This window comes from Microbacter margulisiae (assembly GCF_014192515.1).
GTDB classification, from domain to species: Bacteria; Bacteroidota; Bacteroidia; order Bacteroidales; family Paludibacteraceae; genus Microbacter; species Microbacter margulisiae.
This window is the reverse complement of sequence record NZ_JACHYB010000001.1, coordinates 1668695-1690834: the sequence shown is the minus strand read 5'-3', so window position 1 is coordinate 1690834 and position 22140 is coordinate 1668695. Positions and strand designations below refer to the sequence as shown.

The window sequence follows — 22140 nt, the reverse complement described above, 5'->3', positions numbered from 1 at the left end:
TATTTTATCAAATGACTCCTTGTGCAATCATTGCTTTGGCAACTTTCATAAATCCGGCAATATTTGCCCCCTTCATGTAATTAATGTATCCATCCGGTTGACGTCCATATTCCACACATTGCTGATGGATACTTGCCATAATCTGATGCAATTTTGCATCTACTTCGTCGGCAGGCCAACCCAGGTGCATCGCATTTTGAGACATTTCCAATCCCGATGTTGCCACGCCACCTGCGTTAACAGCTTTCCCAGGTCCATAAAGAATCTTGTTTTCAACGAATAAATCAATGGCTTCAGGAGTACAGCCCATATTGGAGATTTCTCCGATACATTTTACGCCGTTCTTGATAAGCATTTTGGCATCGCTACCATCCAATTCGTTTTGTGTGGCACATGGCAATGCGATATCGGCTTTGACTTCCCAGGGACGCTTGCCTGCAATAAATACAGAACCCTTAAATTGCTTTGCATAAGGCTCCACAATATCTTCGCATGTTGCGCGAAGTTCAAGAAGATAGTCTATTTTTTCTCCAGAAATGCCTTGAGAATCGTATATGTATCCATCTGGGCCCGAAATGGTAATGACTTTTGCTCCTAGCTGGGTAGCCTTTAAAGCCGCCCCCCAGGCAACATTGCCAAACCCGGAAATAGCAATGGTTTTTCCTTCAATTGTGTCTCCACTGGTTTCGAGCATTTGCTTTACAAAATAAAGGCCTCCAAATCCTGTTGCTTCCGGACGCATCAATGATCCTCCGAATTCAAGCCCTTTACCTGTCAGAACACCGGTACAATTTCGCGTAAGTTTTTTGTACATACCATTCAGATATCCGATCTCTCTGGCCCCGACACCAATATCGCCAGCAGGGACATCCATGTCCGGCCCAATGTGCTTCCATAGTTCCAACATGAATGCTTGACTAAAGCGCATTACTTCTGCATCCGATTTGCCTCTTGGGTTGAAATCTGAACCACCTTTCGCTCCGCCCATCGGGAGGGTAGTTAATGCATTTTTGAAGATTTGTTCAAATCCCAGAAACTTTAAAATAGATAAGTTTACAGAAGGGTGGAAACGAAGCCCGCCTTTGTAAGGCCCGATCGCATTGTTGAATTGGATGCGATACCCAATGTTTACCTGCACGTCACCACGATCGTCAATCCAAGGTACCTTGAATGTGAAAATACGATCCGGTTCCACTAAACGTTCGGCAATTTTTGCCTTTTCAAACTCCGGGTGTTGGTTATACACCTCTTCAATGCTTAGCAATACTTCGCGTACCGCTTGTAAATATTCCGACTCGCCGGGATGTTTTGCCTCAAGCGAATTTAGCAGTTTTTCGATATCCATAAAATAAGATTTTTTCTGCAATGTTACGCTCTTTTACGTGCAAATCCAAACAAATTTGCAGGTTTTCGCAAGAAATTGGATTAAATATGCCAAATAAAAATTATATTGATTTAAATCATTGAGACTTTGTGCTGGAAGGGGGACAAGACACAAAGCAAGAATTTTCTAACAAAATGATTTTTCTTGCAACTTGAAAGCGGGGGGTGAAGTAAAAACGACAAAGCGAGATGCGAAGGTTATTTCGCTTTACAAAATGATTTGGAGCTTAAATAGTTTATGTAAGCAATAATAAGAGAGTTCCGGCGATTACACCAAGCAAACAAATGGCTTTGATGAGGATATTTTTCTCCCGAAACAAGATTGCTCCGAGCGAAAAAGAGACAACTACACCGGATCTGCGAACAACTGTTAACAACGAAATCATAGAATTGGGATCAGAAAGGGCAAAGAAATAGAGAAAATCAGCTAATGTTACAAAAAGGGAGATTCCGAGTATGGATTTTTTCCATTTGAAAGGGGTTGTTTCTTTTCGTTTGGGATACCAAAGCACAAGAAGAATAACGCCCATGATGATAACCTGATAAATAACATAGTAAGTCTGTACGGCAACACGATTGAAATGTTGCATCAGAAATTTATCATACAGTCCGCTGGCTGAGCCTAAAAGTGAAGCCAGGATGCTAAACCAAATCCATTTGTTATGCAGAAAATGAAAGTTTTCTTTTTTTCCTACCAGAGAAAAAAGATAGAAAGAAATCAATGTAATGGCAACACCAGCCCATTGAATCAAGGATAAATGTTCTGAGAAAAGTACGATTGCTCCCATTAGGGTCCAAAGTGGACGCGTGGCTTCAATGGGAGTTATTACCGTTATTGGTAAATGCTTAAAACTAAAATATCCGAATATCCAGGATGCCAGCACTAGCATCGATTTAAGAAAAATAAAAAAATGAGTTCTTCCGTCAATGGGAGGCACATAAAACAAAGTATGTTTCATCTCATTTGGATAGAAATGCGAAAGAATGGGTAGCGGAAGCAAAAGCAGGCTGGAAAACAATGTTGCAGCAAACAAAACAGGAATAACAGCGTTGTTTTGTAATGCCAGCTTTTTTGAAATATCATACAATCCTAATAATATCGCAGAAAATAATCCAAAGAGAAGCCACATATAAAGTCAGAAGTTATTTAAAAGAAAAACTGCCTTGTCGTTCCACAAGGCAGTTTGCATATGATTGAAACTATTATTTAGTGATTGCTTGCGCAACTGCAACTGCAACTGCAACTGTTGCTCCCACCATCGGGTTGTTGCCCATTCCAAGGAATCCCATCATTTCTACGTGAGCCGGTACAGATGAAGATCCTGCGAACTGAGCATCAGAGTGCATGCGTCCCATTGTGTCGGTCATACCGTAGGAAGCAGGCCCGGCAGCCATATTGTCCGGGTGCAGAGTACGTCCTGTTCCACCACCTGATGCAACCGAGAAATAGCGTTTGCCTTGTTCAACACATTCTTTTTTATAGGTGCCGGCGACTGGATGTTGAAAACGGGTAGGATTTGTAGAATTTCCTGTAATTGAAACATCTACACCTTCTTTGTGCATAATGGCAACCCCTTCGCGTACGTCATCTGCTCCGTAGCATTTTACAAAAGAACGAAGTCCTGTAGAATAAGATTTTTCCATTACTATGTTCAGAGCTCCTGTTGCATAATCAAACTGGGTTTGTACGTATGTAAACCCGTTAATACGGGAAATGATTTGAGCAGCATCTTTTCCTAATCCGTTCAAAATTACGCGTAAAGGTTGTTTCCGTACTTTGTTGGCCATTTCAGCAATTTTGATAGCTCCTTCGGCAGCAGCGAATGATTCGTGCCCAGCCAGAAAAGCAAAACATTGTGTTTCTTCGCGCAATAACATTGCTGCCAAATTACCATGACCGATACCTACCTTGCGGTCGTCAGCAACGGATCCTGGAATACAAAATGATTGCAGTCCAACTCCGATTACTTCAGCTACATCGGCAGCAGTGTTGCATCCTTGTTTGATAGCAAGGGCCGCTCCAACAACATAAGCCCATTTTGCATTTTCGAACGCAATGGGTTGAGTTTCTTCACAGATTTTATAAGGATCTATGCCTTTTGCATCGCAAATAGCTTTTGCTTCTTCGATGTCTTTTATTCCATATTTTGTCAGTGTTGCGTTGATTTGCGCAATACGACGTTCATAACTTTCAAATGATACCATAATTGGATGTTTTTTGCTTGTTCAACTGAACAAAGGTTGAATATTGTTGAAATTAATTTGTACTAAGAATATAAGCTGTTGTTTTACAGTATTATTCTTGACGAGGATCAATGTATTTAGCCGCTTCTTTGAAACGTCCATAAGAACCCTTTGCTTTTTCCAAAGCTTCGTTGGCATTGATTCCTTTTTTGACCATATCCATAAATTTGCCCATGTGTACAAATTCATATCCAATGATGGTGCCTTCTTCGTCCAATCCTAACCGTGTGCAATATCCTTCTGCCATTTCGAGATACCTTGCGCCTTTTGCCAATGTACCATACATTGTTCCGATCTGGCTTCTCAAACCTTTCCCCAAATCTTCAAGACCAGCTCCGATGGGCAGTCCGCCTTCGGAAAATGCTGATTGTGAACGACCATAGGCAATTTGCAAAAATAGTTCGCGCATGGCGGTATTGATAGCATCGCAAACGAGGTCGGTGTTGAGGGCTTCCAGAATGGTTTTTCCCGGCAGAATTTCAGATGCCATTGCAGCCGAGTGAGTCATCCCCGAACAACCGATGGTTTCTACCAAAGCTTCCTGAATTACACCGTCTTTTACGTTCAAGGTGAGTTTGCAAGCCCCTTGTTGTGGTGCACACCAACCTACTCCGTGAGTTAAACCTGAAATGTCTTTGATTTCTTTTGCTTTTACCCATTTCCCTTCTTGTGGAATGGGGGCTGGACCGTGGTTGGCTCCTTTTTTTACAACACACATGTGTTCAACTTCGTGCGAATAAATCATTTCTTTTTGTTTTAGATTGTTGAATATCAATTATTAATTAGGATTGTAAGCAGATTACAAAGATACAAAATTCATTTTATCCGGCAATTTTTCCCTGTTTTAAGATGTCAAAGTTTGCCAATAAAAAACAACTATCCGGTTGAGATAGTTGTTTTTGTAGAATTTATAGCCAAAAGTAGGGGCGTATTAGCGATGTTCCGGACGAAGCAAATCGTTTGCTGTTTTTACTGGACTGAATGTTGCCAAAGGAACATCTACGAAGATTGTGTTCCAATTGCTCATTGCGCCGTTCCACAATCCAGGTAATTCCAATGCTTTGAGCACTTTCCCGTTTTTGGTTTTTTGCGCGATGAACCCTGTCTTGGGATCAATAAAGGTTCTTAGATCAAATTTTTTCCCTTTATAATTTCGGACAGCACATACCAAGTCTACCGGATTGAAATGAGTTGCTTGCTGTAAGAGGGCTGCTTGCTCTGGTTTGGAAGTGTCTATTTGCGAGCTTTCAAGTATTTGTAGAGAGACGCTCCCATCGTGTTCTTTTGCAAAATAAGGGCCTCCTCCTGGTTCACCTTCGTTGGCTACCATGCCACAAACCCGAATAGGTCGGTTGAATGTGTTGTGTAAAAACTTGATTAATTCAGGTGTGTTGTCCTGTTGCAAAATCGGATGTTGAACATTAAGCTGCAACTTGCAGAATTGTTTCATTGCTTCCAATTTTTCCAATGTCAATCCATGAGGATGATCCAGTTCGTTCAGGTATGTGAAGATTTGTCGTTTGGTTTCTACCAGAATTCCTCCGAGTAATCGTTTGTAGGTTATCGTTGGCTTTCTGAGTTTGTCTGTTGTGACATTATCAATATTTTTGATGAAAATAATATCGGCATCAATGGCATTGAGATTTTCGATAAGTGCACCGTGACCTCCGGGACGGAAAACAAGCAATCCTGTTTCGTCGCGGAAAGGTTCGTTATTCATATCAGCGGCAATGGTATCTGTCAACGATTTTTGTTGAGAAAAAGAAATTTTATATTTCACATTCATCAATTCTTCATAGTACTTGATATGTCCCTCAAGATGATTTTTAAATAAGTTTTCGTGAGCTGACGAAATTGTAAAATGAAGTTGCACTTCGTGTCCTGAATTTGCTGCATAGTAAGCGCTTTCGACCAGATGCTCCTGTAGCGGAGTTCGTGTTTCGGCTGAATAATGATGAAACAACAAAAGAGCTTTAGGAAGATTCCCGTAATTCATTCCCTCGGCATTTAGTAACAGATTGATAATGGGCTTACATTGCTGTTGCTTGATTAATTCGGGAATAAAACTACCTGTATGTTGAAAACAAATGGCATTCAGATGTTCATAAAATGCAAAATCCTGGATATGTTGGAAAAACTGGACGACATGAGGTTGCGTCGGAACATGCTCTTTCCCGTTTAAAAAGGAATATAGTTCACTGAACATTCGGGTGGCTGCTCCTGAGGCAGGAACAAATTTGACTATTTGCTTATTTAAGTTTTGATATTCTTCCCAAGTTTTGATATATGGGTCTATGTCATGCCCTTCCACTTTCATGATTCCGTCGCCAATGGTGGCTGCTTTTGCAATATCCAGGGGTGGAAACCCGTTGGCAAAAGATTGTAATTGTTTTTCAACTTGCTCCGAAGTGATTCCTTTGATTTTCAGTTGTTGTAGGTCTGACTTTGTGAATGTGCTCATAATAAAACGATTATCGTGGTTGATTGTTTGTCTTGAACTCCATATGGTTGGGAGATGAAGCAATTTGCGTCAAAGACTTATTTAATTCAAAAAAACATAAGGAGCTCTTATTGTCCGTAAATAATTAAATATCTTTGCAAAGCAAAATAAAAGCATTGCTTACGAATGCGCTTGCAAGATACCTCTTTTTTCCAAAATGCCAAAATACAAAATGGACTTCTAATGTTTAATAGAAAATTAACCGTTTATACATCTGGTACCTTTGACATGTTTCATGTCAATCATTTACGGATGATTAATTATGCACGCGGACTGGCTGATATTTTAATTGTGGGTGTTAGTACTGATGAATTGGTAGCTTCTTATAAGGCGACACCGCCTGTCATTCCTTTCACGGAGCGCATGCAAATTATTGAAGCGCTTAAGGCTCCCGATATTGTTATTCCTCAGCATACACTGGATCACACCGAGATTGTGCATAAATTGAATATCGATGCATTTGTGGTTGGTGATGATTGGTTTGGAAAATACGATTATTTGAAAGAGCTTGGCGTGGAGGTCTTTTATTTTCCTTATGGGAATGGCGTGTCTTCATCTTCGTTGAAAAAAACGATTTATGATAGCTACGAACAGCACTTGCTGGTTGAACGTCAAAATAAACCAGAAGTAGTTAAACATGAGTAGATCTGCATTAATTATTGGTGGAACTAAAGGAATCGGGAAGTCGTTATCCGAAAGATTATTGCAAGAGAATTATCTTGTTGTAGCTACATACGCTTCTGATTGTCAGGCTGCAGATGCGGTTTGTTCTGCATTTGCAACATCATATCCTAATCATTTCTTTGTCTTGCAGGCTGATAGTAGTTCTCTGGATAGTATTGACGTGATTGCTTCTTTTCTGGAACAACATCGGTTGATGCCCGAAGTTGTTGTATTCAATGCCGGAATGACCGACCGATCTTCGTTTCTTGAAATAAAGATTGATAACTGGCAGAAAATCTTTATGGTAAATATTCATTTTCCAACTTTTTTATTGCAGAAAATTTTTCCTGTGATGAAACGGGGAGGAAATGTTATTTTTACCGGATCGTTAATGGGAATCCATCCACATTCTCTTTCATTGGGCTATGGGGTGACCAAAGCAGCAGTGCATGCATTAGTGAAAAATCTGGTCAAGTTTCTGGAAGAAAGAGAAATTCGGGTTAATGCCGTGGCACCTGGTTTTGTTGACACAGAATGGCAAAAAAATAAACCAGCAGACATAAGGCAAAATATCACACGAAAAATGACAGCCGGAAGATTTTGCGAACCAGATGAACTGATAGACGTTTATATGTTGTTGATTCAGAATCGCTACATGAATGGAGAAATCATAGTGTGCGATGGTGGCTATGGGTTTCGCTGAGGTGTATCTCTTTGTCAAAATTCCCTTTTTTGATGCGTTTGAAATTCCTTTTGAACGGAAAACTCTCCATTTCTGCATGAATAAACAATGGTGCTGTATGAATTTTTGCCTAAATTTGCCAACAAATTTTGCAACTTAAAAAAGTTGGTATAAATTCCTTTAATTGAATGGGAACCAGAACATCCATATCATTTGAATCCTCTTTAAAGTCTTTGGATACTGAAAATTGGCTTGATCGAAAATTTTATCGGCCTATCGGCTTTCAGGTCGCAATGTCTTTAAAATCTACATCGGTTACTCCTAACATGATTACCATTTTCTCTATTTTTGTGGGGGTAGCTGCGGGAATATTATTTTACCCGGTTAATTTTGGATGGAACCTGCTGGGAGTTGTTTTGCTGGTGTTGGCTAATATTTTGGATTGCGTAGATGGACAATTAGCGCGGATTACCGGCATCAAGTCAAAAATAGGACGGGTGTTGGATGGACTATGCGGGGAAATTTGGTTTTTGACTATTTATATAGTCTTGAGTTTACGACTGATGAATCAGTTCCATTGGGGCAGTTGGGTGTTTTTCATTGCTTTGGCCTCGGGGGCATCTCATTTTATGCAAGCTTCCATTTTGGATTACTATAAAACATTACATCTCTATATGCTTAAAGGTGGGGTAAACAGTGAGTTTGAGACATCTCAAACTATTCTTATGCGTACCCGATCTTTTTCATGGAAGGGAAAACCAGCTCACCGACTGATATATACCCTTTATTATGTGTATACTTTGAATCAGGAAAAGCGTACGCCGCATTTGCAATCTTATCTGACCTATTTGAGAACGAACAATCCAAATGGAATTCCGGAAAAAGAGATAGAACGATTCAGGGAGAAAAGTCTGAAAATGATGCCGCTTCTTGATCTTTTTACCTTTAATGCACGTAGCATAGTGCTGTTTTGCGCTGTGTTACTAAATGTTGGATGGTTATACTTCTTTTGTGAGATCGTTGTACTGAACCCGCTATTGCTGGTTGCTGTCAGTCGTTATGAAAGAATGATTATTGATTGATCTATAGTTTGAACAGCATGAAGAAACGACATCCCAATCTTGCTCGTAATTTGTTTTTTATTATTGGTCTTATCGCTTTGGCTGTGATGGCTTGGGCTATTGGATTTAATACCATCATTTTGCATATTCGGAAAACCGGTTGGTGGTTTTTCGCTATCATTGGCATGTGGTTGCCTATCTACCTCATCAATACTACAGCTTTTAATACCATTATACGGGATGACAAACCGGAAAACCGCAAAGTGCCCTTTTTGCATGTATTGAAAATTACATTGAGTGGATTCGCTTTGAAATCGGCGACTCCGTTGGGATTCTTCGGGGGAGATCCATATAAAGTTATGGAATTCAAATCATTACTAGGGGTTGAAAAAGCTACATCATCTGTGGTACTGTATACCATGACACATATTTCGGCGCATTGCATTTTTTGGTTGCTTTCTATTCTGGTTGCTGCTTTATTTTTGCCAATGCATATGATGGATAAGATTTTTCTCCTGGTCTTTTTTGTCATTTTTATTGTAATCCTTTTTTTTCTGTGGCGTGGGTATCGCAAGGGGATGGCATTGCAGTTCTTTCAATGGGTTTCCCGCGTCCCGTTTTTGAAAAAGTGGGGGGTACCTTTTCTGGAAAAGAATCAGCATCAGCTACAAGATATTGACAAACAAATTTCCTTTTTGTATGGTTCCCGACGTCGGGCATTTTTTAAAGCTTTGAGTCTGGAGTTATTAGCGCGCATTGGAAATTCATTGGAAGTATTTGTAATACTTTGCCCTTTGAGTTTATCTATTTCTGTGATTCAATCTGTTGTGATATATTCCTTTATGAGTTTGTTTTCCAATATTCTTTTCTTTTCTCCAATGCAGATCGGGACACGTGAAGGTGGGTTTATGTTGGCGTTCAAAGCGCTTGGATTTCATGCTGGTTTGGGTATATATGTGAGTCTGGTGATGCGTGTTCGTGAACTTATCTGGATTGGAATTGGTATCTTACTGATGAAGGTAAATCCACATAAGCCTTCTCGGCAGATGCCCCCGGAAACGTTGTAAGAAAATGATATTGGTTTAAGAGGTTGTGTATGAAGCGAACGGTAATTGATATAGATTATTTGGAGAAGGCATCTCCACTTTTTAATGGTAAATGGGGGCATGGTTTGGCTCGTTTTTTAATGCATTTTCTGGCTATTGATAAAGTAAACTGGGCCTATGGGAGATCTTGTGATCATTCAGGAGCTACATTTACGTCCGGATTATTGAAAGATTTTGGGGTAGATTACCGAGTAGGGAATGCAGAACGGCTGCAACAATTACCTCAGGGGGCATTTATCACCGTCTCTAACCATCCCTATGGTGCGCTAGATGGCATCATGATTATTGATTTGATAGCAAGTAGCCGTCCGGATTATAAAGTCATGGTTAATCAGATACTTACTCTGATTGAGGCTATGAATGATAACTTTATTTCCGTGAAACCGCGTATTGGGAATAATCCGCTGAATCCTTCCGCAAGCTTTAATGGGGTGAAAGAAACCTTGTTGCGGTTGAAAGAAGGACATCCTGTTGGATTTTTCCCTGCAGGAGGAGTTTCGTTTTTTAGTCTTAAAAAGTTTCATGCTATTGATCGTGAATGGCAGGAAAGCATTTTAAAACTGATTCAGAAAGCAGAGGTTCCTGTCGTACCTGTTCGTTTTTTTGATGGTAATTCTCCGTTTTTTTATTTCTTGGGTCTGATTAACTGGCGTGTCCGCACGTTACGCATGGCGCATGAAATGTTCAACAAGAAAAACAAACATCCGCGCATCGGGATAGGGGAGATTGTGGCTCCGGAACAATTGGCGCAGTTCGACGATATCCGTTCGATGGGGGCATTTTTACGCCAACAGGTGTATGGTATGCCAAAACCTGCTATTTATCTGGATAAAAATGCGTTTCTGAATCGTTCAACCGAATAGCTGAATATTCATTATCTGGAAGTTAAAGAAGAATAGCTTAGTTTGTTATTCGTCGATTTTCGAGACAAAGGAAGCAGGCACGGTAGTCAGGGCGGCTCCAAACTGATCGAGACGAATCATTACTTTATGTTTTCCCTTGATATCAACTAATTCTCCAATCACACCTGCCAAAGGCCCCTTGGTAATTTTTACGGTTTCGCCTGGCTCAAAGTTTTCCATACTAAATTCGACAAGCTCGTCTGCATATTCCACCATCATGCGGAAGCGTTCCATCTGGCTGTCCGGAATGGCGACAGGCTTGCCGTCCTTGCGGACAAACGCAATAGCGCCATATATTTTGGTTACTTTTGCAAAATCAGCAGTAGGTATATGCACGAATATATACCCGTGAATGACTGGAACAATAACTTCCTTAATACGATCGCTCCATCGACGTTTTACGGTCTGTAAAGCAAGATAATGTTCTATGTCCGCTTCTGTAAAACGTTCGCTCACTTTTTTTTCAGCTCTGGGTGCCGTATATACGGCATACCAGCGGGGTTCATCTATCTTTGTGGCCATAGGTGTTTTCTGCAGTTGCATGATATAACTCCAATTTTTTCGGGGAGTTATAGCTGTTTATTAAAATCAAACTTACTAACATCTGAAACGCGACCTGTATTGTTGAAGAGTAGCGCACGTTTGTTATTGTTATTCCTGAAAATAGACTCGTTTTACACGTCTTGACACATTGGTCAGTATTTCATATGAGATGGTTCCTATGGATGCGGCAACCTCAGCAAGAGGCAACTGATCTCCGAAGATAAGAGCCGAATCTCCTTCGTGGACATCCAATCCAGTGACGTCAATCATGGTAACATCCATACACACGGTACCCACCACCGGAGCTGTCTTTCCATTGATCCATACTTTGCCGACTCCATTGCCAAAGCGTCTGTCATACCCGTCGGCATATCCAATAGGAAGCACTGCAATGACACTATCACGTGTAAGGACTCCACGGCGACTATATCCTACTGTTTCTCCCGCTTTTACATGACGAACCTGTAGAACTGTTGTTTTCAGAGTACATACATTTTCGATTTCGGGAGAATTTATGGCGCTGATTCCATAATGCCCGATGCCAAGCCTTACCATATCGAATTGATATTCAGAAAAACGTTCGATACCCGCTGAGTTCAGGATGTGTTTCAGGACAGGATAACCACACGCCTGTTCGATTTGCTCTGCACATTTGGAGAAAACCGCTGCCTGTTGATGGGTGAAATCGTCAAAACGTGTTTCGTCAGCACCGGCCAAATGTGAAAATACTGATTGCACATGCACATGATCGTTGCTTGACAATAGGGACAACAGTTCGGAAAGATCTGTTTCTCCAAAGCCAAGGCGATGCATACCACTATCTATTTTTACATGGATAGGGTAGTGTGTGATTCCCTGGCGTGAAGCGCTTCGGATAAAAAGATTCAATAGGTTGAGGCTATAAATTTCCGGTTCCAGTTGGTATTCGAATAACAAGTTGAAACTATTGGCTTCGGGATTCATCACCATGATCGGGATGGTAATCCCTTCACGGCGTAGTTCTACCCCTTCATCTGCTACAGCTACAGCCAGATAGTTACAATGTTGTTGTTGTAGGGTACGCGCCACCTCCACAGCTCCACTGCCGTAGGCAAAAGCCTTCACCATGCTGACGATGCGTGTCTCCGGGCGTAGTTTCGACCGGAAATAGTTGAAATTGTGTACCAAAGCTCCTAAATTGACCTCAAGTATAGTTTGATGGGCTACACTTTCAAGTTGTTCGGAGAGAAATTCAAAATGAAACTTTCGTGAACCTTTCAGGAGGATCACTTCGTTTTTCCATTTCTTCCATGTTTCGGACTGGAGAAATTCTTCTGTTGTTTCATAAAAAGAGCTTGTGGTAGTGTCAAATCGGGAGGCGTGTTGTGAAATTTCGTCACCAATGCCAATGAACCGTTGTATATTACTATCTTTTACCAGTTGTGCAATGCGGGTGTATAAGATTTCACTTTTTTCGCCGCTTTGTAGAATATCCGACAAAATGAGTGTTCTGTCCATCTGTTTATCTTTGGCCTGCCGGCGTAAGAAGTCCAAGGCAATGCTCAACGAATTGATGTCGGCATTGTAGCTGTCATTGATCACGAGGCATCCATTGCGTCCTTCCTTTACTTCGAGGCGCATAGCAACCGGTTCCAGTTTGTTCATTCGTCCTGTCAATATGGCGGGTACAATTCTTTTTCCTCCCATTATTTCTTCGAGCAGAATCCATGTTGCCAGGCAGTGCATACTGTTTTCCACGGAAGCATCATCAATAAACGGGATTGTGTATTGATAAGCTTGATCGTTGTGTATACAGCGGATGGAGGTGCTTTTGCCTGCTTTCTCAATGTTTTGGATTTGCAGATCGGCTGATTCGCTGTATCCCCATGTGAAACGATGACAGGAGAGTCCTGATTCTTCAATGCATTGTTCCACCAGCTTCTGATCTTTACAGGAAATAAGCCATTCGCTATTAGTAAACAGTTGCAGTTTTTCCTGACATTTTTCAATCAGCGAATTGAAATTTTCCTGATGAGCTTGTCCGATATTAGTCAATATGCCTATGGTGGGACGAATGATATGTTCGAGACGTTCTATTTCGCCTTTTTGGGAAATGCCGGCTTCAAACAACGCCAATGTATGTTGTTCGTTGAGTTGCCATACCGACAATGGGACTCCGATCTGGGAGTTATAGCTTCTGGGGGAGCGCACCGTGTTGTAATCGATATGCAGGAGTTGCGACAGCCATTCCTTGACAATGGTTTTCCCGTTGCTTCCGGTAATGCCTACCACTGGCAATGCAAAATGGTTACGATGGAAAGCCGCCAATTGCTGCAAAGCTACCAGTGTGTCAGGAACAGTCAGAAAATTAGCCTCTTTTAGTGCCGAAAATTCCGGTAGAAAATCACTGACAACAAAATTACGCACGCCACGATGGTAGAGATCGCGGACATAACGGTGCCCGTCATTGCTGGACGAACGCAAGGCAAAGAAAAGAGTTTCGTCGGTGTAAACCAGTGAGCGGCTGTCAGTCAACAACCTTGTAATAAGTGTATCATGACGTACTAACGGTGTGCCGCCAAGGATTTGTGCAATATGAAAAAATGAGTAATCCATAACAATAAATAAAAAACAGTCTGATTCAACGGATAGCGCACGGACGAAGTCCAAACAAAGCCGTCCCGATACGCACCATCGTACTTCCTTCCTCGATGGCAAGCGTGTAATCGCCTGTCATGCCCATAGACAACGTATTGAAATTGTTTTCTTCTACGAAATACATTTGCCTGATTTCGTCAAACAAAGTTTTTAGCGAACGAAATTCCTGCCGTATCACCGATTGATCTTCCGTGTAGGTAGCCATACCCATTAATCCGATGATCCTGAGATATTGCAATGAGCGGAATTGTTCCGATTGAAAAAACTGCTGGGCTTCGTCGATAGAGAATCCAAATTTTGTCTCTTCACGGGCAATGTGTACCTGTATCAAACCGTTGACAGGGCGCTGCTGTTTGAAAGCTTCTTTCTCAATAGCATCCATCAGATGCGTGGAGTCAATGCTTTGAATGAGCGTGACAAGGGGCAGCACGGTTTTGATCTTATTGCTTTGCAGGTGGCCTATAAAGTGCCATTCGATATCTTTCGGGAGTTCAGCCTGTTTTTGAACCAGTTCCTGTACGCGACTTTCCCCGAATGTTCTTATACCCGCTTCGTAGGCTTCAAGAATAGCGCTTTCAGGGTGGAATTTAGAGATTCCAACGAGCATAACATCTACCGGAATAGTGGCTTGCAGAGCGTGATAATTTTCAGCAATAGACATATTGACTATTCATTAAAAAGGTTATTCCTGCTCAATACTCGTTGCTGCATCCGGTTGAGGTACATAAGGATAAACATCCATGATAGGCGTTTCGGCAATAGAGACCACTTCCCAGTCGGAGAGGGTGGCACTTAGTTTTTCTATCAACAGGGCCAGGGCATCTTTCAGGTTTTCGGCCTGAACCATCATTGTCGATGCTGTCTTTTTTTCAACCCCCTTTTCTTCGTCCAGCGAGATGAAATTGACCTTGCTCCGGTACCATTTGTCGCCACTCGGATTGTCAAAGAGCTCAGCGATGCGTGCTCTGCGGATATTGCTCACCGTGAATTCTCCGCTAACGAATGGAGTTATCTCTTTAATGATTCGTGCTTCGGCTTCGGTAAACGAGAGCGCATCTACCAAATAGGGTTCCGTCACTTTTTTGGGGAGACCATCTTCTCCTGTCTTTTCGTATCTTACTTTACATTCAAACCAGTTGTGCATGAGATAGCTATTTTTTTCAATGAATTAATTTACATTAAACCTGGGCAGTAGAATTTTTGACCACCTTCAATAAACCTTGCTACAAAGGTATATTTTTATTGAGACATTTTCAATGGACAGTTGACAATGAAAGAAAATCTGCAGATGGCAACTGCAAAGTAGGCAGTAGATTAAAGCTTTCTTTTTCACATTGTGTAAAAAACATATATCTTTGCAGGTAGATACAAAACTTGCTTTATCATGTATTGCCATGCGATTAAATAATCATATTATAAGCTTTCTGAAACAGATATTCGGAGAAAAGGCTCCGGACGCAAGGCTTTTTTTGTTTGGATCGCGTACGCAGGATCAAGCCCTGGGAGGCGACATTGATCTGATGATATTGACTTCAAAACCAATTGATAAGAAAATATTTAGAGACATCCGTATTGCTTTTTATAAGCAGTATGGATGGCAAAAAATTGATTTTGTGAATTTTACTCATAACGATGCATCTGTATTCCGCCAATTGATAGAACCTAATGCTATTGAATTATGAAGCCAGCTCAGGAAGATTTATTGATCGAATTACTCCAAACAGAATGGCAATTTTTGAATACGTCGATTGAAACGTTACTGCTTTCTGTAGAAAAATGTAAAGCGATCGGATTAAAACCGGCTTTTTCATTTGAAGAACAGGAATCGTTTGACTCCCTGACTTCCAAGTTTAACAGGACATCGGATCTGTTTACCCAAAAGATACTGCGAACGAGCTGGATGCTATTGCATGAATCATTCGTTCCTTTTATCGACATGATGAATATGTGTGAAAAAATGCACCTTATCCATTCTGCCGACCAGATGATAACCATCCGGGATATGCGTAACCAGATTGCTCATGAATATCTTCCCAAAGGGCTTCATGATCTTGTGCCGGAAGTGATTGAAATGACGGAAAAATTGGTTGAGAATATAGAGGCCAGCAAATTATTCTTCACCGAAAGGCGTTGGATTGACACCTGTGAATGGTCGAACCATTGAGTAGCAGAATAAAAAAGTAGCAGAAGCTAAGGGGGTAAGGAGAGAAGCTTGAGTGGCTACAGACCCAGGGCAAAGTGGTTTGCCGTGTTTCGTGCTTCACGTTTATAGAGTACAAAAAACTCCACCCGATACTCGCAATATCATGTGGGTGGAGTTTCATCAGAAGGGCATTGAAGCCTGGTTCAGGGCATTAAAGTTGCAGCGCACTGATGTATTGACTGGTGGAGGTAGCTTTGCCATCCAACCGCATCGTAAAGGCCCAGCAATGCACTTCGATGCCCGTCCACACAACCGGAAGCTGAATATCAACGGCACCCTCCGACCGTTTGGAAACCTCTTCAGCCATATGCCATATTTTCGAATCAGGGTTGGTGAAAACAAACTTTACCTGATCTGCCGGATCAATCCCCAGAAATGGAGTTGTGTCCCATGTGGCATTCACTTTAGTATCCCCCGTGGTTGTCACGGTAATCTTTTCCAACTTGGGTAATGATCCCCTTGCAATAACCAGATTTTCGTAATTGACCGAAAAATCGGGATAATCACCACTGACGGCATTGTTCACAGCACCCCATCCGGCTTTACGCAACTCTTCCTTTGTTTTGCAAGCCACATAGGTTTGTTTGAACATCAGTTTCATCAGGCTCAGCTCTGTATTCACAAAACTGAACCGATTTCTTTGCCTCATCTGATTTTCTGTTTTGGGATCACTTGGTGCTCGATATTCACGCATAGTTGTGTTACCCTTTTTGTCGACAGCACCCACGGTGTTGCCGAACTTTCCTGAGATTTCGCCATAGGCGAAAGAATTAACTTTCGACATAATTTAAATTGTTAAATGTTTATATTGCCGTTTTCGCGGCGTTATTTTATTTTGTTTATCGACCCCAACCCGATCCCTGTCGATGTTTTGTTAAGGTTGGGCAAAGGGAGCCTTGAAGGTAGGTTGAAGCTACATTGATGACTCATCGGCGATTCGTCGAAGAAGTGTCGAAGAATATCGAACAAACATCGAACCTACATTAATGGTCAGTCGAGGCCTCCTGCTCTTTTTATCGAAACATGGTCGGATGAATGCCTCTTTTTATCGAACCTATGTCGAACCTGTAGGGGTGATTTACCGAACCTTCTTCGATGGCTGTTGGGGTGGCTGTCGGGCTGTGTTGCTTCTTCCCTTTGGCTTCAGGGCGGCGCGCGGGCATGGGAATGATCATTATGGTGTGCATATTCACATTGTACAACCCGGCGTGTTGGCTCTGGCAGCGGTTGTCCTCTGGGAGGCGGATGCCTGTCTGCGATATAAAATAAGCGATTAAGATGTGTCATGTATTATATGGTGTTTGTATAATTAACAAAATATTCAAACTTTGTTTTGTGAAATAATAAATACAAATTCCGTGCCATGTAATTAATATTATAAAATAAATATGGCCTTTTAAGCTAATTGTTATGTAAATGACGAGGTAGTGGGCTTAATAATGTTTTTAAATGTTGATATTAGGTGTAATATTCAATATCGTTACTATTGTTAATTCGTTGATATTAAGTTAAATATAGAATAAGGTCAAAATTCATATTGATATCCGCTTTTTGTTGTTTACATCAGGAATCTGTGTCATTAAATCTGATTGTGTGTCAGGACGGATGTTGTTTTTTGGGAGAAAATGGAATGTAACCCTGACACAATGGCATTGGTATTTTGTCAGGTTTTGTATGACATGATGGCAGGAAAAAGACAAACAGTGAGCCAAAAGATAACTGCGGTTGAAAATGTAAGGTGTAAAGGTTAATGAGAGCAACAAACAACAAAGTTCACTCGTTGGTCAGCTTTTATAAAACCACTCAGTCAGGACAGAAGAACAGAACAAACGAAGAAGAAAACAGGATCAGAAAGGGTTATAACCGAACTCATCCTGACTTTTTATTTTTCAATTCCAGCCTCCCGAAAAAAATGAGGCTTAGTGTTGCAAAATGAATAAAGATTATCTCATTTTACAACCCAACTCTTCAAATTGAGAGCCTCCCTGTTTCCTCTTGGTTTTTGAATGTCATTGTAGCAATTATACCTGGTCTCTATTGTATCGTCGCCCTTTGTTGAATATTTTTAGCATATCATCTATCAGACCTCTTTCTAAATCCCTCTCCGGAGTAGAGGGACTTTTGCTGATTTTCAATTATATCTTTGAGTATTTTTATAACGCACATCCTGTTCTCAAATTTCCCTTTCTTTGGGAGGGGGCATCCACAGGCCGGGAGAGGCCAATAAGCTGGAATACGATAAAAGTATCATTGCCGATAAAGGTTAAGGCATATACATCAGCCGGGATCCGAGAGTCTTTTTTTAGCTTACCGGATGATTGTTTTATCTACTACGAATCCCGGATGTATCCTAATTGTTTCCATTTTAGTTGAATCATTCATTCACCTTTTCCAGGCTCCAATGAACCCGTTTGCTTTAGGTTGTTGATATTTAAACCCTTATTTTTGAAACATCTGGCCCTTAGTAGCAATAGATCATATAAAGATCAGGCAAACCTTATTCCCTTATTATGAAACATGCCAGTAAACTATTCATATCCGAGGAGAGGTTAATAGTGGAATGTGAGTCCTTTACGCCTTTTTAAAAACGAATTCTTATCGTATCTAATAAGGGAATAAGGGCAATTACCAGGGGGGTGGTGGTTTTCCTACTAAGGGTTAGACTACGTCCAAAATAAGGTTTCGAAATAGTTACCTGATCCGGATTGTCATACGTGGGATTCGAGTTGCATATGACAACTTTTAAAAACATAAACGTATGAAACAGAACATTGTCCCTAAAATAGCCGTTTATCTCTGAAAGTATTATTGTATCTTTGTTCCGCAGCATATTGTGTTGGTTTTTTTTTGTACGACATAAAATTGTTGCAAGTCAGTGGCTTTGTCAAAACATTATTCTGCTTTTTATTGCATATCAGCAAGTTTTTCTACTTGTGAAAGTTGAATCATTAAATTCTCTGTGTTTATCTTTTATAAAGCTTCATCTGTTTTGTCTGGTTATTATTCATTGAACTTTCGCATGTCATACAATGCCTGTCAATAAGTAATTATTACAATATAATGATTGATTATTAAGAATATATAACAAACTACCTTGCATGGGGCTTCTGCCCCTTCAATCCCGACCTGCTTTTTGTCTTGAAACAAAAAGTAGGCAAAAAATTAACTTCGTTGAAAGCACTATGTTCGGCAGAACCAAAATGGGATTTTGTCTCTGCCCTCGCTGAAACGTGCTTTTCAAGACTATGTCCGCTTCGCTCAAAAAACTGACGTTCGTCGACTCAAATCGTCCAAACTCACTCCTTCGTCGCTCAAACAGGACGATTTTTAGCTGCCGCCTCACTTGCTTTTTGGCTCACCGGACAAGGTCGTTCCCTATGTATCAAAGAAAGATCGTATCGTTAGTACGATATAGAGCTTGCGAAAGTTGAATTATTCACCTTTTGGAGGTGTTTGAGTTTATGGTAATCTGCGTTATATCATAAAAAATATTGAATATGAAATTATTGCGTTAAATGTTATTTGTTCCTTTCGTCCTTATGCCTAAGTCCTCTCCAACCTCTATTCTCCTTTGGAGACTTTCTCCAGAGGGAAAGAAAAAGGGAAAATAGTTTTTGAGGGAGAAGTACAACAGGTGTTGGTAAAGAGTATATAACATACTTACAATACACAGTATAAAAACAGGGTAAACGTGCGCAAATTGAGGTTGCAATTTATTCTACTGCCGGATAGGAGGGTATCTCTGTTTTTCTTGCATATCTGTATTTTTTAAATATTAGATTGATTTGATTATCTGTTTGTTATCTCTTGTGTTGACGTGAAATATTTATTTTGTGTGCAATAATATTACGAATGAATGATAAATAAGTAAAATGCAAAGCGATTTAAAGAGAGATGATGCTCGACTAAACCAAAATTTCTGTAATTTTGCAGTCAAAATAAGTTGACTGCTTAAGGTATGTTTGAAACGATGCACATCATAGCTGCTTTTTTAATCAGCGCTGTTCTGGTGTATATATCCATTCCGGTTATCGTGAAGATATCGGCTATGAAGAAGCTCGTTGATAAACCGAATGAGCGAAAGGTGAATGATGTCCCCATCCCCAATCTGGGAGGAGTGGCCCTGTTTTTAGGTATTACCATCGGTACCCTGTTGTCTATTGATAAAATAGAGGTGGCTGATTTCAGGTATATTTTTGCCTCCATGACACTCTTGTTTTTTCTGGGGATCAAAGATGATATCCTGGTTTTGTCTGCTACCACCAAGTTTGTTACCCAGTTTTTTGCTACAGGAATTCTGATTGTTTTGGGAGGTATCCGCCTCACCAGTTTGCATGGTATTTTCGGGATTGAAGAGATTGGCTATGTGGAAAGTGTGGTGCTGAGTTTTCTTGTGATTATTGGCATCATCAATGCGATGAACCTGATTGATGGCATTGACGGACTGGCAGGAGGATTGAGCCTGATGATCACCTCCATTTTCGGCGTATTCTTTATCGGTTACGGGCAGACTGCTTATGCTATTTTGGCTTTTGCCGCTGCCGGTAGTGTGATGCCTTTTCTCTATTTCAATCTGTTCGGGAAAACGAATAAAATTTTTATGGGCGATACGGGGTCGTTGATTCTTGGATTGCTCATCTCGGTGATGGTGATCCGGTATAACGAATTCGCCATTGGTACGGGACATGGCGCTGCTTCACCGGCTATCTCATTGTCTATTCTGATGTTTCCTGTTCTGGATGTTTTCCGGGTGATGCTGGTGAGGATAAGGCATCGCAAATCTCCCTTCAAACCAGATAAAAACCATATCCATCATAAATGTTTGGATTTAAAATTTTCTCATCTTGCCTCAAGCCTAATCCTTATTTTGTTTAACTTTGCAGTGGTAGTGCTGATTTTTTTATTACGAGCGCTTAATATCCATATTTTGTTGGCCTTGTTGTTGGTTTTGTATCTCCTGTTCTACTTTGTGTTAGTGTTGTTACAGAACAGAAAAACGAAAGAAGCACCCTTGCCACTTCATAGAGAGGGTTAAAATGTTGGTATACGTTTTTCGGATGTTTTGCGTTATACGTATAGGAACATGTCTGATATAGAATGAAAAGTGAACCATTGTCATTTAGGTGTGGGTTTTGAGGAATGATAATGGCTTACTGTTGGTTCGTTGCTCCAGTTGGGAGTGACGAGCTTTGTTGTGGAAAAAAGATAAATTCAGTTGGCAGTTGACAAGGAAAATCTGCAGTTAAAGAAGATACGAAGGTAAGGAAGTTATAACCTCAGTCCTTCAATCTGCCCGAGAGGTAGTAGCCATCTGTCCGGAGCCAGAAATTACAGAAGATGAATCGTTTTGCATTTGATTTTTTGCCCGATGCGGTTAACCCAGTTTGAAATCAATACGATCGTAACCCTTGCTCAAAGACATTTTTCTGAAAGCGTCAGGGTTTATTTGTTTGGTTCGCGTGTGGATGATCAACTCAAAGGAGGAGATATCGACCTGATGATTCAACATCCTGACGAATCGCAACTGACAATAAGAAAAAAAATCCTTTATTTGGTTGATCTGAAACGTATATTGGGCGATCGTAAAATCGATGTTGTTTTTGATAATGGGTTAACACGATCTAAACAGTCATTCTATAAATCTATACAACAGCACTCCCTTCTGCTATCCGAATCATGATTCTTTACGAGAAAGATGACAAACTGAAAGAAGCCTACCGAGTAAGTAAGCTGCATTTGGAGCGTATGATGTCTGCTTATTCCAAAATTGCACCCTGCTTCCCCCTTACTATTGAAAGGTACGATACTATGGAGCCGGACTTGCTGGCTTATTTCGACCAGTTTGTGTATCGCTTCTCGAAATTACAGGATAGCATGGGTGGAAAACTTTTTAAGGCTATTCTTGAAAACCTGGGAGAGGAGACGCGTAATGTTCCATTTATCGATCTGTTGAATAAACTGGAGGCATTAACTATCCTCGATAATGCAACTGATTGGTTGATTTTGCGGGATATCCGAAATATAATAGCGCATGAATATCCGTTTCATCAACAGGAAGTGATAGAGGGATTAAATCAAATTCATGTGAACTATAGCACGTTGCTTCATATCTGGTCAACAGTTGAATCATATTTATTCAAAAAGTTTAGCTATGTAATGAAGGAAATGGATTCAATGGATAGTTGACAATTGACAGTGAAAATCTGTAAGTTGCAG

The 22140-nt window shown here is 40.7% G+C and carries 21 protein-coding genes; 10 read left to right on the top strand and 11 right to left on the bottom strand.

Translation table 11 applies throughout. The annotated features are described in order from the left end of the window. Positions 1–7: 7 nt before the first annotated feature. From gdhA to FHX64_RS06785, 5 genes are all read right to left on the bottom strand, one after another. Positions 8–1345 carry an NADP-specific glutamate dehydrogenase gene (gene gdhA / locus FHX64_RS06805; RefSeq protein WP_183413031.1) on the bottom strand — a complete coding sequence of 446 codons (1338 nt, stop codon included), beginning with the start codon at positions 1343–1345 and terminating at the stop codon, positions 8–10. A gap of 274 nt (positions 1346–1619) precedes the next feature. Next, on the bottom strand, positions 1620–2513 hold the full coding sequence (locus FHX64_RS06800; protein WP_183413030.1) for an EamA family transporter: 894 nt from the start codon (positions 2511–2513) through the stop codon (positions 1620–1622). A 73-nt stretch (positions 2514–2586) separates the two neighbouring features. After that, complete coding sequence (locus tag FHX64_RS06795; protein WP_183413029.1) at positions 2587–3588, bottom strand: GGGtGRT protein; 1002 nt, start codon at positions 3586–3588, stop codon at positions 2587–2589. A 91-nt stretch (positions 3589–3679) separates the two neighbouring features. Continuing rightward, positions 3680–4372: an iron-sulfur cluster assembly scaffold protein gene (locus tag FHX64_RS06790; protein WP_183413028.1), complete on the bottom strand. Its 693-nt coding sequence runs from the start codon at positions 4370–4372 to the stop codon at positions 3680–3682. Positions 4373–4558: 186 nt separating this feature from the next. After that, positions 4559–6088 carry a DUF4301 family protein gene (locus FHX64_RS06785; RefSeq protein ID WP_183413027.1) on the bottom strand — a complete coding sequence of 510 codons (1530 nt, stop codon included), beginning with the start codon at positions 6086–6088 and terminating at the stop codon, positions 4559–4561. Between the two features lie 222 nt (positions 6089–6310). Here FHX64_RS06785 and FHX64_RS06780 point away from each other — a divergent pair, with 222 nt between their 5' ends. The 5 genes from FHX64_RS06780 (at position 6311) to FHX64_RS06760 (ending at position 10502) form a co-directional block, all read left to right on the top strand. Beyond that, positions 6311–6772 (top strand): FAD synthase family protein, encoded by a 462-nt coding sequence (locus tag FHX64_RS06780; protein WP_183413026.1) that lies wholly within the window; start codon positions 6311–6313, stop codon positions 6770–6772. Further along, the gene (locus FHX64_RS06775; RefSeq protein WP_183413025.1) at positions 6765–7493 is read left to right on the top strand and encodes an SDR family NAD(P)-dependent oxidoreductase; all 729 of its coding nucleotides are present in this window, start codon (positions 6765–6767) and stop codon (positions 7491–7493) included. Before FHX64_RS06780 ends, FHX64_RS06775 begins: the two co-directional genes overlap by 8 nt. 167 nt (positions 7494–7660) lie before the next feature. Continuing rightward, complete coding sequence (locus FHX64_RS06770; RefSeq protein WP_183413024.1) at positions 7661–8554, top strand: CDP-alcohol phosphatidyltransferase family protein; 894 nt, start codon at positions 7661–7663, stop codon at positions 8552–8554. 17 nt (positions 8555–8571) lie between these two features. Further along, positions 8572–9600, top strand: coding sequence for a lysylphosphatidylglycerol synthase transmembrane domain-containing protein (locus FHX64_RS06765; RefSeq protein WP_183413023.1), 1029 nt, complete (start codon positions 8572–8574; stop codon positions 9598–9600). A gap of 29 nt (positions 9601–9629) precedes the next feature. After that, complete coding sequence (locus FHX64_RS06760; protein ID WP_183413022.1) at positions 9630–10502, top strand: lysophospholipid acyltransferase family protein; 873 nt, start codon at positions 9630–9632, stop codon at positions 10500–10502. 45 nt (positions 10503–10547) lie between these two features. Here the strand turns inward: FHX64_RS06760 and FHX64_RS06755 are convergent, their stop codons facing one another. The 4 genes from FHX64_RS06755 to FHX64_RS06740 form a co-directional block, all read right to left on the bottom strand. Beyond that, positions 10548–11084 (bottom strand): UpxY family transcription antiterminator, encoded by a 537-nt coding sequence (locus FHX64_RS06755; RefSeq protein ID WP_246392327.1) that lies wholly within the window; start codon positions 11082–11084, stop codon positions 10548–10550. A 108-nt stretch (positions 11085–11192) separates the two neighbouring features. Next, positions 11193–13679 (bottom strand): bifunctional UDP-N-acetylmuramoyl-tripeptide:D-alanyl-D-alanine ligase/alanine racemase, encoded by a 2487-nt coding sequence (locus FHX64_RS06750; protein ID WP_183413021.1) that lies wholly within the window; start codon positions 13677–13679, stop codon positions 11193–11195. Between the two features lie 25 nt (positions 13680–13704). After that, entirely contained in the window at positions 13705–14382 is a 678-nt protein-coding gene (locus FHX64_RS06745) for a YggS family pyridoxal phosphate-dependent enzyme (RefSeq protein WP_183413020.1), read from the bottom strand. Positions 14383–14403: 21 nt separating this feature from the next. Next, positions 14404–14865 carry a DUF4494 domain-containing protein gene (locus FHX64_RS06740; protein WP_183413019.1) on the bottom strand — a complete coding sequence of 154 codons (462 nt, stop codon included), beginning with the start codon at positions 14863–14865 and terminating at the stop codon, positions 14404–14406. A 211-nt stretch (positions 14866–15076) separates the two neighbouring features. On the opposite strand from FHX64_RS06740, the gene FHX64_RS06735 reads away from it, so the two are divergent. Both FHX64_RS06735 and FHX64_RS06730 read left to right on the top strand, forming a co-directional pair. Further along, a complete protein-coding gene (locus FHX64_RS06735; protein WP_183413018.1) occupies positions 15077–15403 on the top strand; it encodes a nucleotidyltransferase domain-containing protein in 327 nt (108 codons plus the stop codon). Beyond that, positions 15400–15885, top strand: a complete 486-nt coding sequence (locus FHX64_RS06730; protein WP_183413017.1) for a hypothetical protein — start codon at positions 15400–15402, stop codon at positions 15883–15885. The genes FHX64_RS06735 and FHX64_RS06730 overlap by 4 nt, the downstream gene beginning before the upstream one ends. Before the next feature lie 190 nt (positions 15886–16075). Here the strand turns inward: FHX64_RS06730 and FHX64_RS06725 are convergent, their stop codons facing one another. Both FHX64_RS06725 and FHX64_RS06720 read right to left on the bottom strand, forming a co-directional pair. After that, positions 16076–16708, bottom strand: a complete 633-nt coding sequence (locus FHX64_RS06725; protein WP_183413016.1) for a DUF6266 family protein — start codon at positions 16706–16708, stop codon at positions 16076–16078. Between the two features lie 229 nt (positions 16709–16937). Further along, positions 16938–17087 (bottom strand): hypothetical protein, encoded by a 150-nt coding sequence (locus FHX64_RS06720; RefSeq protein ID WP_183413015.1) that lies wholly within the window; start codon positions 17085–17087, stop codon positions 16938–16940. A gap of 2807 nt (positions 17088–19894) precedes the next feature. On the opposite strand from FHX64_RS06720, the gene FHX64_RS06715 reads away from it, so the two are divergent. The 3 genes from FHX64_RS06715 to FHX64_RS06705 all read left to right on the top strand — a co-directional run bounded on the left by FHX64_RS06715 (position 19895) and on the right by FHX64_RS06705 (position 22110). Next, positions 19895–20959 (top strand): MraY family glycosyltransferase, encoded by a 1065-nt coding sequence (locus FHX64_RS06715; protein WP_183413014.1) that lies wholly within the window; start codon positions 19895–19897, stop codon positions 20957–20959. A gap of 312 nt (positions 20960–21271) precedes the next feature. Then, a complete protein-coding gene (locus tag FHX64_RS06710) occupies positions 21272–21604 on the top strand; it encodes a nucleotidyltransferase domain-containing protein (protein WP_221202155.1) in 333 nt (110 codons plus the stop codon). After that, positions 21601–22110, top strand: coding sequence for a hypothetical protein (locus tag FHX64_RS06705; RefSeq protein ID WP_183413013.1), 510 nt, complete (start codon positions 21601–21603; stop codon positions 22108–22110). Before FHX64_RS06710 ends, FHX64_RS06705 begins: the two co-directional genes overlap by 4 nt. Positions 22111–22140 lie beyond the last annotated feature (30 nt).